13 protein-coding genes are annotated in these 15,698 nt (G+C 72.9%); 6 read left to right on the forward strand and 7 right to left on the reverse strand.

What is annotated here, in order from left to right; genetic code table 11:
- The first annotated feature begins 15 nt into the window (after positions 1-15).
- The 3 genes from glpK (at position 16) to AC061S_RS24170 (ending at position 4,331) form a co-directional block, all read left to right on the forward strand.
- Positions 16-1,557 (forward strand): glycerol kinase GlpK, encoded by a 1,542-nt coding sequence (glpK, locus tag AC061S_RS24160; protein WP_478688004.1) that lies wholly within the window; start codon positions 16-18, stop codon positions 1,555-1,557.
- A gap of 43 nt (positions 1,558-1,600) precedes the next feature.
- On the forward strand, positions 1,601-3,208 hold the full coding sequence (locus tag AC061S_RS24165; RefSeq protein ID WP_478688005.1) for a glycerol-3-phosphate dehydrogenase/oxidase: 1,608 nt from the start codon (positions 1,601-1,603) through the stop codon (positions 3,206-3,208).
- 127 nt (positions 3,209-3,335) lie between these two features.
- Positions 3,336-4,331, forward strand: a complete 996-nt coding sequence (locus tag AC061S_RS24170) for a PAC2 family protein (protein ID WP_478688006.1) — start codon at positions 3,336-3,338, stop codon at positions 4,329-4,331.
- Positions 4,332-4,569: 238 nt separating this feature from the next.
- Here AC061S_RS24170 and mshC read toward each other — a convergent pair whose 3' ends face one another.
- The 4 genes from mshC to AC061S_RS24190 form a co-directional block, all read right to left on the reverse strand.
- A complete protein-coding gene (mshC, locus tag AC061S_RS24175) occupies positions 4,570-5,799 on the reverse strand; it encodes a cysteine--1-D-myo-inosityl 2-amino-2-deoxy-alpha-D-glucopyranoside ligase (RefSeq protein WP_478688007.1) in 1,230 nt (409 codons plus the stop codon).
- A 120-nt stretch (positions 5,800-5,919) separates the two neighbouring features.
- Positions 5,920-6,756, reverse strand: a complete 837-nt coding sequence (locus AC061S_RS24180) for an SCO1664 family protein (protein WP_478688047.1) — start codon at positions 6,754-6,756, stop codon at positions 5,920-5,922.
- Complete coding sequence (locus tag AC061S_RS24185) at positions 6,720-7,310, reverse strand: DUF3090 domain-containing protein (RefSeq protein ID WP_243333987.1); 591 nt, start codon at positions 7,308-7,310, stop codon at positions 6,720-6,722. Before AC061S_RS24185 ends, AC061S_RS24180 begins: the two co-directional genes overlap by 37 nt.
- Before the next feature lie 77 nt (positions 7,311-7,387).
- Positions 7,388-8,110 (reverse strand): histidine phosphatase family protein, encoded by a 723-nt coding sequence (locus AC061S_RS24190; protein ID WP_478688008.1) that lies wholly within the window; start codon positions 8,108-8,110, stop codon positions 7,388-7,390.
- Between the two features lie 62 nt (positions 8,111-8,172).
- On the opposite strand from AC061S_RS24190, the gene corA reads away from it, so the two are divergent.
- Positions 8,173-9,156, forward strand: a complete 984-nt coding sequence (gene corA, locus AC061S_RS24195) for a magnesium/cobalt transporter CorA (protein WP_478688009.1) — start codon at positions 8,173-8,175, stop codon at positions 9,154-9,156.
- A gap of 177 nt (positions 9,157-9,333) precedes the next feature.
- Here the strand turns inward: corA and AC061S_RS24200 are convergent, their stop codons facing one another.
- Together AC061S_RS24200 and AC061S_RS24205 are read right to left on the reverse strand one after the other, a co-directional pair.
- On the reverse strand, positions 9,334-10,116 hold the full coding sequence (locus AC061S_RS24200) for a ferritin-like domain-containing protein (RefSeq protein WP_478688010.1): 783 nt from the start codon (positions 10,114-10,116) through the stop codon (positions 9,334-9,336).
- 249 nt (positions 10,117-10,365) lie between these two features.
- On the reverse strand, positions 10,366-11,415 hold the full coding sequence (locus AC061S_RS24205) for an LLM class F420-dependent oxidoreductase (protein ID WP_243333982.1): 1,050 nt from the start codon (positions 11,413-11,415) through the stop codon (positions 10,366-10,368).
- A gap of 100 nt (positions 11,416-11,515) precedes the next feature.
- On the opposite strand from AC061S_RS24205, the gene AC061S_RS24210 reads away from it, so the two are divergent.
- Together AC061S_RS24210 and AC061S_RS24215 are read left to right on the forward strand one after the other, a co-directional pair.
- Positions 11,516-12,508 carry an aldo/keto reductase gene (locus AC061S_RS24210; protein WP_478688011.1) on the forward strand — a complete coding sequence of 331 codons (993 nt, stop codon included), beginning with the start codon at positions 11,516-11,518 and terminating at the stop codon, positions 12,506-12,508.
- Positions 12,505-14,934: a helix-hairpin-helix domain-containing protein gene (locus AC061S_RS24215; RefSeq protein ID WP_478688012.1), complete on the forward strand. Its 2,430-nt coding sequence runs from the start codon at positions 12,505-12,507 to the stop codon at positions 14,932-14,934. The genes AC061S_RS24210 and AC061S_RS24215 overlap by 4 nt, the downstream gene beginning before the upstream one ends.
- A 78-nt stretch (positions 14,935-15,012) precedes the next feature.
- On the opposite strand, the gene AC061S_RS24220 is transcribed toward AC061S_RS24215, so the two are convergent.
- Complete coding sequence (locus tag AC061S_RS24220; protein ID WP_478688013.1) at positions 15,013-15,678, reverse strand: hypothetical protein; 666 nt, start codon at positions 15,676-15,678, stop codon at positions 15,013-15,015.
- Between the last annotated feature and the right edge of the window lie 20 nt (positions 15,679-15,698).

Consider the following 15,698-nt stretch of genomic DNA (forward strand, 5'->3'; position numbering starts at 1 on the left):
CCAGGAGCAGCCACCATGACCACGAGCACCGGCCCCTTCATCGCCGCGATCGACCAGGGCACCACCTCCTCCCGCTGCATCGTCTTCGACCGTGACGGGCGCATCGTCGCCGTCGATCAGAAGGAGCACGAGCAGATCTTCCCGAAGCCGGGCTGGGTCGAGCACGACGCCGCCGAGATCTGGACCAACGTCCAGGAGGTCGTCGCCGGGGCCATGGCCAAGGCCGCCCAAGGCATTCCGGGCTTCACGTCCGCGGACGTCAAGGCCGTCGGCATCACCAACCAGCGCGAGACCACCCTGCTGTGGGACCGCCACACCGGCGAGCCGGTCCACAACGCGCTGGTCTGGCAGGACACCCGCACCGACGCCCTGTGCAAGGAGCTCGGCCGCAACGTCGGCCAGGACCGTTTCCGCCGCGAGACCGGCCTGCCGCTGGCGAGCTACTTCGCCGGCCCCAAGGTGCGCTGGCTGCTCGACAACGTCGAGGGCCTGCGCGAGCGCGCCGCGGCCGGGGACATCCTCTTCGGCACCATGGACTCCTGGGTCATCTGGAACCTCACCGGCGGCGCCCAGGGCGGTGTGCACGTCACCGACGTCACCAACGCCTCGCGCACCATGCTGATGAACCTGCACACCCTGGCCTGGGACGAGAAGATCGCCGAGTCCATGGACGTGCCCCTCAACGTCCTCCCGGAGATCAAGTCCTCCGCCGAGGTCTACGGCCACGTCAAGGAGGGCGTCCTCGCCGGTGTCCCGGTCGCCTCGGCGCTCGGCGACCAGCAGGCCGCGCTGTTCGGCCAGACCTGTTTCGCCGAGGGCGAGGCGAAGTCCACGTACGGCACCGGAACGTTCATGCTCATGAACACCGGCGACAAGATCATCAACTCCTACAGCGGCCTGCTGACCACGGTCGGCTACCAGATCGGCGACCAGAAGCCGGTCTACGCGCTGGAGGGCTCCATCGCCGTCACCGGCTCGCTCGTCCAGTGGATGCGCGACCAGATGGGCATGATCAAGACCGCGGCCGAGATCGAGACCCTGGCCTCCTCCGTCGAGGACAACGGCGGCGCGTACTTCGTGCCCGCCTTCTCCGGCCTGTTCGCCCCGTACTGGCGCTCCGACGCCCGCGGTGTGATCGCCGGCCTCACCCGGTACGTCACCAAGGCGCACATCGCCCGTGCCGTCCTGGAGGCCACCGCCTGGCAGACCCGCGAGATCACCGACGCCATGACCAAGGACTCGGGCGTCGAGCTCGCCGCCCTCAAGGTCGACGGCGGCATGACCTCCAACAACCTGCTGATGCAGACCCTCTCCGACTTCGTGGACGCCCCCGTGGTGCGCCCGATGGTCGCCGAGACCACCTGCCTCGGCGCCGCCTACGCCGCCGGCCTGGCCGTCGGCTTCTGGCCCGACACCGACGCCCTGCGCGCCAACTGGCGCCGCGCGGCGGAGTGGACCCCGCGGATGCCCGCCGAGCAGCGGGATCGCGAGTACAAGAGCTGGCTCAAGGCCGTGGAGCGGTCCATGGGCTGGGTCGATGACGAAGACGCCAGCTGACCGCACAGCGGCTTAATCGACGAGCAAGTAGGAGTCAACGGACATGAGCACCCTGCAGAGCGTTCCCACCCTGGGTACGCACCCGACCGCCGGCTCGAACGCGAGCCGCGCCGAGACCCGTGAGCAGCTGGCGAAGGCCACGTACGACCTGCTGGTCATCGGCGGTGGCATCCTGGGCACCTCGGTGGCCTGGCACGCCGCGCAGTCGGGTCTGCGGGTCGCCATGGTGGACGCCGGCGACTTCGCCGGCGCCACCTCCTCGGCCTCCTCCAAGCTCGTCCACGGCGGCCTGCGCTACCTGCAGACCGGTTCGGTCAAGCTGGTCGCCGAGAACCACCACGAGCGCCGGGTGCTGGCCAAGGACGTGGCCCCGCACCTGGTCAACCCGCTCACCTTCTACCTCCCCGTGTACAAGGGCGGTCCGGTGGGCGCGGCGAAGCTGGGCGCGGGCGTGTTCGCGTACTCGGCTCTGTCGGGCTTCGGCGACGGCATGGGCAAGATCATTTCTCCGGCCCGTGCCGCCGCCGACAACCCGGGTCTCAAGACGGACAACCTGAAGGCCGTGGCGGTCTACTACGACCACCAGATGAACGACTCGCGCGTCGCCGTCATGACGGTCCGCGCGGCCGTCGAGTCGGGCGCGGTCGTCCTGAACCACGCCGAGGTCACCGGGCTGCGCATGACGCGCGGCCGGGTTTCGGGCGCGGAGCTCAAGGACCGCCTGGACGGCACCGAGTTCGGGGTGGACGCCCGTGTCGTGCTGAACGCCACCGGCCCGTGGGTGGACCACCTGCGGCGCATGGAGGACAAGCACTCGATGCCGTCGATCCGCCTCTCCAAGGGCGCGCACATCGTGATGAAGCGCAAGTCGCCGTGGAAGGCCGCCATGGCCACCCCGATCGACAAGTACCGCATCACCTTCGCGCTGCCGTGGGAGGACCAGCTCCTGCTGGGCACCACGGACGAGGTGTACGAGGGCGACCCGGCGGACGTGCGCGCCACCGAGGGCGACATCCAGCAGATCCTGGACGAGGCGGCCTTCTCGGTGAAGGACGCTGATCTGGACCGCTCGCTGATGACGTACGCCTTCGCGGGCCTGCGCGTGCTGCCCGGCGGCCCGGGCGGGGTGGAGAAGGCCAAGCGCGAGACGGTCGTCTCCGAGGGCGCGGGCGGGATGCTGTCGGTGGCCGGCGGCAAGTGGACCACGTACCGGCACATCGGCCGCGTGGTCATGGACAAGCTGGCCAAGCTTCCGGGCAGCCCGCTGACCGAGGACATGGAGCCGGTGAAGTCCCTCGTACGACGGATCGCGCTGCCCGGTGTCGCCAACCCGAACGCGGTGGCGCACCGGCTGCTCGTGGACCGCGAGCCGGGCTCCCGGATGGCCCCGCTGACCGCCCGGCACCTGGCCTCGCACTACGGCTCGCTGGCCTTCGACATCGCGCGGCTCGCGAACGAGGACCCGGCGCTGGCCGAGCGGATCCACCCGGACGGTCCGGAGATCTGGGCGCAGGTCGCCTACGCCCGGGACAACGAGTGGGCGGAGACGGCGGACGACGTGCTGCGCCGCCGTACGACGGTGACGGTCCGCGGTCTGGACAACGCCGAAGTGCGCGGCCGGGTCGAGGAGATGCTGGCCCACAAGGCATAAGCGGTGGCGTGAACGGGCAGAGGGGCGGTTCCAGGGGGAACCGCCCCTCTGTCGTGGGCTGTGGCCGGTGCCTCATCAAGGCTTAGGCTGACCCACGTACACAAGGGAACTTCGGAAGGAGACCTGGGTGATCGAGCTTGAGGGCGTGCCCGAGCTGATCGACCCGGTCATGGTGGCCGCGTTCGAGGGCTGGAACGACGCGGGTGACGCGGCCTCCGGTGCGGTCGCACACCTGGACCGGGAGTGGAAGGGCGAGGTCTTCGCGGCTCTGGACGCCGAGGACTACTACGACTTCCAGGTCAACCGGCCGACGGTGTGGCTGGACAACGGGGTCCGCAAGATCACGTGGCCGACGACCCGGCTGTCGGTGGTCCGGATCGGCGGGACCAAACCGCGCGACCTGGTACTGGTGCGGGGCATCGAACCGTCCATGCGGTGGCGTTCGTTCTGCAACGAGATCCTGGGCTTCGCCCATGAGCTGGGCGTGGAGATGGTCGTCATCCTGGGGGCGCTGCTGGGCGATACCCCGCACACCCGCCCGGTGCCGGTCAGCGGGGTGACCTCGGACGCCGATCTGGCGCGGACGATGGATCTGGAGGAGACCAAGTACGAGGGCCCGACCGGGATCGTGGGCATCCTCCAGGAGGCCTGCACCCATGCCGGGGTGCCGGCGGTGTCCCTGTGGGCGGCGGTGCCGCACTACGTGTCCCAGCCGCCGAACCCGAAGGCGACCCTCGCGCTGCTCAACCGGCTGGAGGATCTGATCGACATCCGGATCCCGCTGGGCGAACTCCCCGAGGACGCGCGGGCGTGGCAGCTCGGCGTGGACCAACTGGCGGCCGAGGACAGCGAGGTGGCGGAGTACGTCCAGACGCTGGAGGAGGCGCGGGACACCGCCGACCTGCCGGAGGCCTCCGGGGACGCGATCGCCCGGGAGTTCGAGCGGTACCTGCGGCGGCGTGATCCGTCCGCCGGTGCGGAGCCGGGTGACGGGTCGTATTTGCGGGACACCTCCGGTGGCCTGCCGCGGCCGCCGAAGCGCAAGCCGGATCCGTCGGGGGACGAACCCCCGGCCCCTCCGGCGGCCTCGCCGGACGAGGACGAGACGCCTCCGGAGGCGTAGCCCGGTGGTGGGGGCGGGGCAGGGAGATTTCTCCCCGCCCCGCCCTTTCGCCGTTTCCCGGGGCTCCGCCCCGGACCCCGCTCCTCAAACGCCGGAGGGGCTGGAATTGCCCTACGGGCAACCCAGCCCCTCCGGCGTTGCCGGGGAAATTCCAGCCTCGCCGGGCAAAATCCAGCCACGCCGGCGTTTGAGGCGCGGGGGTCCGGGGGCAGAGCCCCCGGCAACGGCGCCGCAGGTGCTACAGGGCCACGCCCAAGAGTGCGTCGACCGTGCGGGACACGAGACCCGGCGCGGACTCGTCGTCGCCGTCCGTGGCGATCTGGAGCTCGACCCAGCGATCCACCGCTGCGAGAGCAGCAGGGGCGTCCAGGTCGTTGGCGAGCGCCTCGCGGACCTCCTCGACCAGGTCGTCCGCCGCGATGCCGTCGGGCCGGGAGACGGCCGCGCGCCAGCGCTCCAGGCGGGCCACCGCCTCCGCGAGGACCGCGTCGGTCCACTCCCAGTCGGCGCGGTAGTGGTGCGAGAGCAGGGCCAGGCGGATCGCCGCCGGGTCCACGCCCGCCCGCCGCAGGGCCGATACGAAGACCAGGTTGCCCTTGGACTTCGACATCTTCTCGCCGTGCAGCGCGACCATCCCGGCGTGTACGTACGCCTTGGCCATCGGGAACTCGCCCGTCAGCACCTGGGCGTGCGAAGCGCCCATCTCGTGGTGCGGGAAGGCCAGGTCGGAGCCGCCGCCCTGGATGTCGAAGGTCATCCCCAGGTGGTCCAGGGCGATGGCCACGCACTCGATGTGCCAGCCGGGCCGGCCGCGGCCCAGCGACCCGCCGTCCCAGCTCGGCTCGCCCGGGCGGGCCGCCATCCACAGCATCGGGTCGAGCGGGTTCTTCTTGCCCGCCCGGTCCGGATCGCCGCCCCGTTCCGCCGACAGCAGCCGCATCGCCTCGGCGTCCAGGTTGGACACCTTGCCGAAGTTCGGGTCGGACTCCACCGAGAAGTAGACGTCGCCGTCCAGCTCGTAGGCGGCGCCCGCGTCCCGCAGCCGCTCGACCAGCGGCACGATGCCCGGTATGGCCTCGACGGCGCCGATGTAGTGCTGCGGAGGCAGCATCCGCAGGGCGGTCATGTCCTCGCGGAAGAGAGCCGTCTCGCGTTCGGCGAGCTCGGTCCAGTCCTGGTTGTCGCGCAGCGCACGCTCCAGCAGTGGATCGTCGACGTCCGTGACGTTCTGGACGTAGATGACCTGCCGCTTGGTGTCGAGCCACACGCGCTGCACGAGGTCGAACGCGTTGTAGGTCGCCGCGTGACCGATGTGCGTCGCGTCGTACGGGGTGATCCCGCAGACGTAGATACGGGCGACGGGACCGGGGGCGAGGGTGATCGTCCCTTGGGTCGCGGTGTCGTGGATCTGGAGGTCGCGGCCCTTGCCAGGCAGGGCGGGGACCTCAGAAGCGGGCCAGGCATGCATGACTCGAGACTAACCGGACGAGTGTTCCTCAAACGAACCGGACCTGCACTGTTGTCCGGATCGGCACTCTTGCGCCACGGCTGGTTCTGTGCGTTCGTCGTGTCGCGGGCCGCGGCCCGGTCAGACGGGCGGCCACGGGATCGCGGGCCACTGCCCCGAGGGCTGCGGATGCCTCCCGGTGCGCAGCAGCAGGGCCACGCGGGCCCGTACGGCGGCCAGCTCGGCGGTGGTGACCAGTTCGGCCAGTCGGGTGGCGAGGGGCTGCCCGGCGGCCAGTGCGGCCTCCAGGGCGGTCAGGACGGACCCCGCTTCCCCGGTCAGCGGCTCCCCGGCCCAGCCCCACAGGAGGGTGCGCAGCTTGTCCTCGGTGTGGAAGGTCACTCCGTGGTCGATGCCGTAGAGCCGTCCGTCGGGGGCGGGCAGCAGGTGGCCGCCCTTGCGGTCGCCGTTGTTGATCACCGCGTCGAGGACGGACATCCGGCGCAGCCGTTCGTCGTCGGCGTGCACGAGGAGCGCGGTGCGGCCCTCGCCGACCTCGGCGAAGGCGACCGGCTTCCAGCCCTCCCCGGCCTCCTCGCCTTCCACGAGCGCGAGCAGTTCCGCCTCCGGGGACTCCCCCGTCTCGATCCACTGCTGGACCATGCCCTCGCCGTACGGTCCGTCGCGCAGCACGGTCGGGGGCACCAGCCCCCAGCCGGTGGCCTCGGAGACCAGGTACGCGGCGACCTCGCGCTGGGCGAGGTTGCCATCGGGGAAGTCCCACAGCGGGCGCTCGCCCTTGACCGGCTTGTACACGCAGTCGGTGCTCACGCCCCCGTGCGTGACCGTGCACAGCAGGACGGCGTTGGACGCCTCCCGGATCCGGCCGACGACGGTGAGTTCCCCGTGGGCCAGCAGTTCTTCCAGCTCCCCCGTGGCGTTCACGCCTGGCGCCGGTAGCCGTTCTGGCGCGGGCAGACGTGCCCTTCGGGGTCCAGCGGGAGGCTGCACAGCGGGCAGGGCGGCCGGCCCGCGTTGACCACGTCCAGGGCCCGCTTGGTGAAGGCCCGGGCCTGGGCGCCGGTGAGGCGGACGCGCAGCATCGGCGGCCCGTTCTCCTCGTCCTGGAGCAGCCGCTCCTCCGCCTCGGCGAGGTCCTCCTCCGAGTCGGCGTCGAGTTCCACCAGGGCCTGCGCCTCGACGATCATGCGCTGGTCCTCGCCGTCCCAGGCCAGGGCCATGGTGCCGACGCGGAACTCCTCCTCGACGGGGACGTCCAGGGGTGCGGTGTCGGTCGCCTCGGCGGGGGCCACGGCCGGGACGGGGGCATTGCCCCCGGTGCGCCGTACGACCTCGTCCAGCAGCTCTTCCATCCGCTCCGCGAGCGCCGCCACCTGGGTCTTCTCCAGGGAGACGGAGGTGACGCGGGGACCGGTGGAGGCCTGCAGGAAGAACGTACGGCGTCCAGGCAGGCCGACCGTGCCGGCCACGAAACGGTCCGGTGGGTCGTAGAGGAACACCTGACGGGGCACGTCCAGTCTCCAAGCGTCGGCGGCAGGGGCAGGGCTGCGCCCATGGGTTGGCCCGTCCACCCTACTGCGCCGTTCGATCACACCGCGCCCGCACCGCCCCCTACGACCGCCTCGCCGCCCGCTTCCGCGGCGTCCTGGGCCGCCGCGGCGTCCGGCGAGGCCGGTTCGCGGGGTGCGAAGGAGGCGAAGTCGCCGGTGTCGCCGAGCCGGAGCAGGAAGGGCCGGGTCGGCGTGTAGCGGATCGCGGTGACCGAACAGGGGTCGACGTGGATCCGCTGGAAGAGGTCCAGGTGCATGCCGAGGGCGTCCGCGACAAGGGACTTGATGATGTCGCCGTGCGAGCACATCAGGAACACGGCGTCCGTGCCGTGTTCCTCCTCGATCCGCGCGTTCCAGTCGCGGACGGCGTCCACGGCGCGGGCCTGCATGGCCCGCATGGACTCGCCGCCGGGGAAGGCGGCGGCCGAGGGGTGCTGCTGGACGATGCGCATCAGCGGTTCTTCGGACAGCTCGGAGAGTTTGCGGCCCGACCAGTCGCCGTAGTGGCACTCGCCGATCCGCTCGTCGGTGTGCAGCGCAAGACCGGGCCGGGCCGCCAGCAGCGGCGCGAGGGTCTCGGCGCACCGCTCCAGCGGGCTCGTGACGGCGGCGGCGAGGGGCACCGCGGCGAGCCGCCCGGGCAGCGCGGCGGCCTGTGCGGCTCCGTGCTCGTCGAGGGTCACCCCCGGGGTCCATCCGGCGAGCAGCCCTGCGGTGTTGGCGGTGGACCGCCCGTGTCGTACGAGGATCAGCGTGGCCATGGCAGAAGGGTATGCGGTGCCGCCGGCGTGCGGACGGGGCCCGGGCAGGGAACAATGCGCGAGTGATTGTGGACTGCGCCATGTACCGCGACGGCCGCCGCTCCGAGGCGCCCGACGACTTCTCCGACGCCCTCGACGAGGCGCGGGCCACCGGTGACGCCTTCCTCTGGGTGGGCATGCACGAGCCGACGGAGAAGGAGTTCGAGCACGTCAGCCAGGAGTTCGGACTGCACCCGCTGGCGGTGGAGGACGCGCTGACCGCGCACCAGCGGCCGAAGATGGAGGTCTACGACGATTCGCTGTTCGTGGTCCTCAAGCCGGTGATGTACGACGATGCCTCGGACACGGTGACCACGGGCGAGCTGATGGTGTTCATCGGCGACTCCTTCGTGGTCACGGTGCGGCACGGCGAGGGGGCCGCGCTGGCCGCCGTGCGCCACCGGCTGGAGCAGGACCCCGAGGTGCTCAAGCACGGCCCCACGGCGGTGCTGTACGCGGTCGCGGACGCCGTGGTGGACCACTACATCGAGGTGGCCTCCGAGCTCCAGGCGGATCTGGAGGAGCTGGAGGCGGAGGTCTTCTCGCCGAATCCCGCGGACAGCAAGAACACCGCCGCCCGGATCTACGGGTTCAAACGGCAGGTCCTGGAGTTCCGCCGGGCCACGAGCCCGCTGCTCCAGCCGATGGACCGGCTCGCCTTCGGGAACGTGCCCTTCGTGCACGAGCGCGCCCAGCCGTTCTTCCGCGACGTCGCGGACCACCTGACGAAGGCGAACGAGTACATCGAGGGCCTGGACCGGCTGCTCTCGGACGCGCTGGCCGCGCACCTGGCGCAGATGGGCGTCCGGCAGAACGACGACATGCGCAAGATCTCCGCCTGGGCGGCCATGGCCGCGGTCCCCACCATGGTGGCGGGGATCTACGGGATGAACTTCGAGCACATGCCGGAGCTCAAGCAGCCCTGGGGCTATCCGCTGGTGGTGCTGGTGATGGTGACCCTGTGCGTGAGCCTGCACCGGATGTTCAAGCGCCGCGGCTGGCTCTAGTGCTGTGGCCGGAAAGGTTTGCCGGGTCGCGGTGTCCGGTGCGGTGCATCGCAAGGCGGAGGACCCCGACTCGTACTGGACGTACCGTCGTGGTCCGACAACGCGGCGAGGTGCCGTGCCGGGCGCCGTGACACGGTGAACCTTTCCGGCCACAGCACTAGGCGGCCCGGGCCGGGCTCAGGCGAATTCGGGTGTTGCGGCGCCGCCGAGGGCGTCGCGGCGCTCCGGCACGCGCAGGTCGATCATCCGGTGCCAGCCGCTGAAGCGCTCGTACGCGTACATCCCGCGGATCCCGGTGGCGAGCAGGGCCGCCTTCGGGGCGGGCCAGCGCAGCAGCCGGCCCATGTGGTCCATGACGGCGAGGCTGACGTCGCGGTAGACGGCGATCTCCGCGAGTGCGCTCTCGCGCAGGACCCGGTGGATGACCGGCCCGTGGCCCTCGCGGGCGAGGCGCAGCAACTCCTCGTGGCAGTAGGCGAGGTGGTTGTCCTCGTCGTGGCTGATCATGCGGATGGCCCGGCCGACCTCGGGGTGGTCGCCGAAGTACTTGACCAGCATGTCCATCTGATCGGCGGCGCGCTGTTCGGTGACCCGGCTGTGCGCCAGGTAGACGACGATGTCCTCCTCGGTCAGGGGCTCGTCGCGGCGGAGCTTCTCGTGCGCGAGGCCGATGCCGCGCCGCTCCAGCAGCATCGTGTAGTCGGTCTCGGGCGGGACCGGGACGGGCGGCAGGCCGCGCTTGCGCAGCAGGGCGTTGAAGATCCGGCCGTGTTTGTCCTCGTCGGCGCCGTGCCGGGTGATCTTGGGCGCGAGGTCGCGCATGCCGTCGGGGACCAGGGCCGCGATCCGGGCGTTCTCCCAGCCGCCCTGGGACTCCCCGCTGGCGGCGATGGAGCAGAACAGCTGGAAGGAGTCGTCGTTCTCGACGATCTCCTGGAACAGGCTGCGGGCAGAGAGCATGTTCCGAGTCAAACTCCGCCCGCCCGGGCGGGCAACCCGCGGGGCGCGCTACTCGTCCGAATGAACGATGCCCCGAGATGGCCCGCGGCGCGTAACCCGCGGGCCGCCCGGCGCGTTGTTGGCTGTGTCGGCCGTGGCGGGGAAGACCCCCCGAGCCCCCACCACGGCCGCAGGCTTCTCCTTCTCCACACCGCCCTCGCACGGTTTCGCCGGCTTGGGGCGGCCGCGCCGGACTCCGTCCGGCGGCGGTCAGGCCAGGCCGGCCAGCTCCATGGCCTCGACGCCGGCGCGCAGGGCGGCGGTCCGCTCCTCCAGGGTGAAGCCGGCCGGGGCGAGCGTCAGGGTGGTGACCCCGGCCTCGGCGTAGGCCCGCATCCCGTCGGCGATGCGCTCCACCGGGCCCAGCAGGGTGGTGGAGTCGATCAGCGAGTGCGGGACCGCGGCGGCCGCGCCCTGCTTGTCGCCGGCCAGGTACTTGTCCTGGATCTCGGCGGCTTCCTTCTCGTAGCCCATGCGCTGGGCGAGCTGGTTGTAGAAGTTCTGCTTGCGGCTGCCCATGCCGCCCACGTACAGGGCGGTGTACGGGCGGAACATGTCCGCGAGCCCGGCCACGTCCTCGCCGAGGGCGAGCGGCACGGTCGGGCAGACGTCGAAGCCGTCCATCGTCAGCCCGGCCTTCTCGCGGCCCGCCCGGATGTGCGTGAGGGCGGTCGCCTCCAGGTGCTCGGCGGCCGGGAAGATCAGCAGGGCGCCGTCGGCGATCTCGCCGGTCTGCTCAAGGTTCTTGGGCCCGATGGCGGCGATGTAGAGCGGGATGTGCTCGCGCTCGGGGTGCACGGTCAGCTTGAGCGGCTTGCCCGGCCCGCCGGGCAGCGGCAGGGTCCAGTGCTCGCCCTCGTAGGACAGCCGCTCGCGGGTCATCGCCTTGCGGACGATCTCCACGTACTCGCGGGTCCGCGCGAGCGGCTTGTCGAACTTGACGCCGTACCAGCCCTCGGAGACCTGGGGTCCGGAGACCCCGAGGCCGAGCCGGAAGCGGCCCTTGGTGAGGGAGTCGAGGGTGGCGGCCGTCATGGCCGTCATTGCGGGCTGGCGGGCCGGGATCTGCAGGATGGCGGAGCCCACGTCGATGCGCTCGGTCTGGGCGGCGACCCAGGCGAGCACGGTCGGGGCGTCGGATCCGTAGGCCTCCGCGGCCCAGCAGACGTCGTAGCCGAGGCGGTCGGCCTCCTGCGCGACGGCCAGGTTGTCGGCGTCCATGCCAGCGCCCCAGTAGCCGAGATTGATGCCGAGCCGCATGTGTGGTCCCCTTGCCTGTTTACCGATCAGTAACGTGGGTCTGCGGGGACTGTAGCGCGCCCGGGTGCCCCGCGTCAGCGCCGCAGTAGTCTCAGCCCTCATGGAGCAGAGGCATCTCGGCCGCACCGGACTGCGCGTCTCCCGGATCGGTCTCGGCACACTGACCTGGGGCCGGTCGGCGGACGGACCGGACGAGGCGGAAGCGGCCGCGCAGTTGAAGACGTTCTGGAACGCGGGCGGCACGCTCGTGGACACCGCCGACGTGTACGGGGGCGGGGAGGCGGAGTACCTCCTCGGGCAGTTGATCGGTTCCGTCGTCCCGCGGCGGGACCTGGTGATCGCGACGAAGGCCGGCGGCGTCGCGGACCCGGACCGCCGCTTCGACGCCTCGCGCGGCCACCTCCTCGCCGCCCTGGACGACTCCCTGGCCCGTCTGGACACGGATTACGTCGACCTCTGGCAGGTCCACGCCTTCGACCCCTGGACCCCGCTGGAGGAGACCCTCCAGGCGCTGGACATCGCGGTGAGCAGCGGCCGGGCGCGGTACGCGGGCGTGTCGAACTTCAGCGGCTGGCAGCTCGCGAAGGCGGCGACCTGGCAGCTCGCGGCGCCCGGGGTACGGACCCGGCTGGCGTCCACACAGATGGAGTACTCCCTGCTCCAGCGCGGGGTGGAACGGGAGGTGGTCCCGGCCGCGCTGGACCTGGGGGTCTCCCTCCTGCCCTCCTCCCCGCTGGGCCGGGGCGTCCTGACGGGCAAGTACCGGGCGGGCACCCCGGCGGACTCCCGGGGCGCCTCGGAGACCCTGGCCGCGTTCGTGGACCCGTACCTGGACGAGCCGGCGAGCCGGATCGTGGACGCGGTGGCGACGGCCGCCCACGGCCTGGCGGTCACCCCGCTCCAGGTGGCCCTGGCCTGGGTCCGGGACCGCCCCGGGGTGGCCGCGCCGATCGTCGGCGCGCGTACGTCGGCGCAGCTCGGGGCGGCCCTGTCGGTGGAGGCCCTTAGTCTTCCGGAGGAGATCCGCCAAGCGTTGGACGACGTCTCGGCGCCCGTCCACCGCTACCCCGATCAGGACTGGAGCACCTTGTGAGCGACACCGCCGCCGACGCCGCTGCCGCGGAGGACCCGGCGCCCGCCGCTGCCCCCGCCCCGGAAGACCTGGCGGCCCCCGCAGCCGTCACGGAGCACCCGGCCGACAGTGACCCTTCCGGCGAAGCCGGGCCCTCGGCGGCGGAGCCGGAGCCGGCCGTCCGGCCGGACGGATCCGGCGAGGCCGGGCCCGGACCCGCGCCCGAGGCCGAGCCCGAGGCCGCCGAGGGCGAAGCCCTGCTGGACGGCCCCGGCGAAGCCGCCGGGCCGGACGGGGGTCCGGGGGCGGAGCCCCGCCACGCGGCGGAGCCGCATATCGGCACTGCGGGAAGGGGCGGGGTGGGGGAAAGCCCCGCAGGGCCCACCACCGGCGACCCGGAAGCGGAAGCGGATGCGGAAGCGGGCTCAGACCCGGAAGCGGCCGGCGGGACCGGTGGGGACGCCGCCGCGGACGGGGCCGCCGAGGCCAAGCCCCAGCTCAGCGAAGCCGCGGCGGAACTGGCCGCGCAGAAGATCGAGCGGGAGCGCATCGCCCGCCGCAAGGCGGAGCGCGAAGCCCCCGTGGAGGCCGGCGCCAAGCTCAGCGGCACGGCCGCCGACCTGCTGGCCGCCGTACGGGCCGTGGAGGGCGGCGGCACGCCCCCGGCCCGGTTCGACGCGCCCCCGGCGCCCCGCCGGCCGGAGCCCGCTCCAGCGCCCGCCCCGGCGCGCACCCCCGCGCCCGCGCCCGCGCCGCAGGCGGACGCCCCCTCCCCCGACGCCGTCCAGGCGATCCGCGCCGTGCTGGCCAGGGGCGGAGCCCCCGAGGCCCTCGCCCCGCAGACCGCCGCCGCCCTCGGCGAGGACGCGGCCGAGCAGCTCGTCGAGTCCCCCTGGCGGCTGCTGGCCGTCGCCGGGGTCCGCCCGACCCAGGCCGACGGTTTCGCCCGCGCCCTGCTCGGCGCCGAGGCGACCGGCCCCGGCGACGAGCGGCGGGCCGCCGCCCTGGTGGGCTGGCTGCTGGCGCAGGCCGCGGCCAAGGGCCACACCGTGCTGGAGGCCCCCACCCTGGAGTCCGCACTCGCCCAGTACGGCGTGCCGGACCCCGCGGAGGCCCTGGAGGCGGCCGTCGGCGACGGTGCCGCGCTGGCCTTCGAGGAGCCGGTCGGGCCGCCCGTCGCGGAGTCCGCCGAGGGGGAAGAGCAGCTCGTACGGACCCTGGTGGGCCTGGAGGGCTCCGCCATGGCCGAGGAGAGCCTCGCCGAGGGTCTGGCCCGGCTCGCCAACACCTTCACGGACCCTGCCGACTGGGACAAGGCCGCCACCGGCCCCGGCGCCGAGCTGATCCGCGCCGCCGCCGGGCACGGGCTGCTCACCCACACCGGCGGCGAGGCCGCCCGCGCCGAACCCCGCGCACTGCTCGCCGCCGCCCGGGAGTTCGGCCTGCGGGCCTGCCTGGCCGCGCACGCCCCGGCCGAGGACGCCGTCACCGTGGCGGGCCTGCTGGCCGGCGCCGAGGGCCCGGGCCGGGACGCGGACGGGCAGTTCGCGCTGGACCTGCTCATCGTCCTGGACGCCCCGCAGTTGGACGTGGAGACGGCCGCCGCGCTGGTGGAGTCCGTCCCCGACGGGGCCCGCCTGGTGCTGTCCGGCGACCCCGCGGTGCTGGGCTCCGCCGGTCCCGGCCGGGTCTTCGCCGATGTGCTCGCCGCCCGTGCCTGCCCGCAGCTCGTCTCCCGGATCCCGGACCCGGGCCCGATCGGCGAGCTGGTCTCGGGAGTCGGGGCCGGGGAGCTGAACCAGGTCGACGCCCCCGGCAAGGAGGTCGTCATCGTCCCGGTCCGCGACGCCGGGGAGGCGGTGCACCGCACCGTCCAGCTGGTGGCCGAGTCGGTGCCCCGCGCCTTCGGGATCCCGGCGGACGCCGTCCAGGTGATCACCCCGGGCCACGGCGGCCCGGCGGGCACCCGCGCGCTCAACGCGGCCCTCAAAGAGCGGCTGAACCCGGGCCCCGGCCGGTTCGGCGGCTTCGACCCCGGTGACCGGGTGGTCCACGTGCCCGCCGCCGGGCGGGCGCTGTCGGCCCGGGTCGTGTCGGCCGACGCCCAGGGGCTGCACCTGGCCGGAGCCGCGGGCGCGCGGATCGTCGTACCGAAGGAGCGGGTGGAGTCGCAGGTGCGGCACGGCTGGGCCGTGACGGCGCACCAGGCCGTCGGCTCGCGCTGGCCCGCGGCCGTCGTCGTCCTGCCCGGGGACGCGGCCCAGGCCCTGTCGCGTGACTGGGTGTACACGGCGTTCGGGCGGGCCGAGCGGCACCTGTCGGTGGTGCACGGGGTGGACCAGGCGCTCCCGCACGCGGTCGCGGAGGTCCCGGCGAAGCCCCGTACGACCCGGCTGGCGGGTCTGCTGCGGGCGCTCGTGGCCTCGGCGTCGGCGCAGCCCCAGTAGCGGACGCGCCGCGGCCCCCGTCCCGGGTGGGACGGGGGCCGCGGTGCGTTTCCGTACGGGGCGTCGCGCGGGGCCGGTTCAGGCCGGGGTCAGACCCCGCTCGGCCGGCCGGCCGTCCTCGGCGTCCTCCTCGTCGTCACCCTCGTCGTCCTCGTCGAAGACCGAGCTGACGTCGAACCGGTGCATCACGTCCTGCGGATCGATGTGCGCGAAGGGCGTACCGAGCCACTCCCCCGGTTCCGCGACCTCCTCCGAAGCGGCGATCCACAGCGTGGAATCGCCCTCCTCCAGCCCGAAGTCCTTGGCCCGGGAGGCGATTTCATCCGGCTCGTACTCGCCGAAGAGAACGCCGAGCGCGTCGGCGGTGCCGCCGTCGTGGGCGAGTTCGGCCTCGCGGTCGTGCGCGACGACACGTTCGGCCTGGGCAATCAGGCGCGCGGGCTCGACGACGGCGTAGTCGCGGCGGATGAGCACGCTGAAGGCGGCGGGTTCGGCGGGCCCGGTGTACGGGAGGCCGTCCTCGGGCGTGGGAATCTCGAACGGGGTGACCTCGTCGTAGCGGTCGTAGAGGAGCTCGTCGTACTCCTCGGCGGCGGCGGCGAGTTCGTTGAACGCGGCGTAGACGTCCGGATCATCGTCCCCGATCCTGCTCTCGACCGCGGCGAGGTGACGGTCGAGCGCGGCCTTGACCGCCTCGGCGGCGGCGCGTACCTCGGCAACAGTGGGCAGAGCGGCATCAGACATAGTGCAGACGCTATCCGTAG

This window comes from Streptomyces sp. CA189 (genome assembly GCF_056428985.1).

What these genes read in the sequence shown, in the direction of transcription:
- mshC (WP_478688007.1), bottom strand. Translation starts at nt 5,799, where the DNA reads ATGCATGCCTGGCCCGCTTCTGAGGTCCCCGCCCTGCCTGGCAAGGGC.
- AC061S_RS24165 (WP_478688005.1), top strand. Translation starts at nt 1,601, where the DNA reads ATGAGCACCCTGCAGAGCGTTCCCACCCTGGGTACGCACCCGACCGCC.
- AC061S_RS24200 (WP_478688010.1), bottom strand. Translation starts at nt 10,116, where the DNA reads ATGCTCTCTGCCCGCAGCCTGTTCCAGGAGATCGTCGAGAACGACGAC.
- AC061S_RS24220 (WP_478688013.1), bottom strand. Translation starts at nt 15,678, where the DNA reads ATGTCTGATGCCGCTCTGCCCACTGTTGCCGAGGTACGCGCCGCCGCC.
- AC061S_RS24190 (WP_478688008.1), bottom strand. Translation starts at nt 8,110, where the DNA reads ATGGCCACGCTGATCCTCGTACGACACGGGCGGTCCACCGCCAACACC.
- AC061S_RS24210 (WP_478688011.1), top strand. Translation starts at nt 11,516, where the DNA reads ATGGAGCAGAGGCATCTCGGCCGCACCGGACTGCGCGTCTCCCGGATC.
- glpK (WP_478688004.1), top strand. Translation starts at nt 16, where the DNA reads ATGACCACGAGCACCGGCCCCTTCATCGCCGCGATCGACCAGGGCACC.
- AC061S_RS24205 (WP_243333982.1), bottom strand. Translation starts at nt 11,415, where the DNA reads ATGCGGCTCGGCATCAATCTCGGCTACTGGGGCGCTGGCATGGACGCC.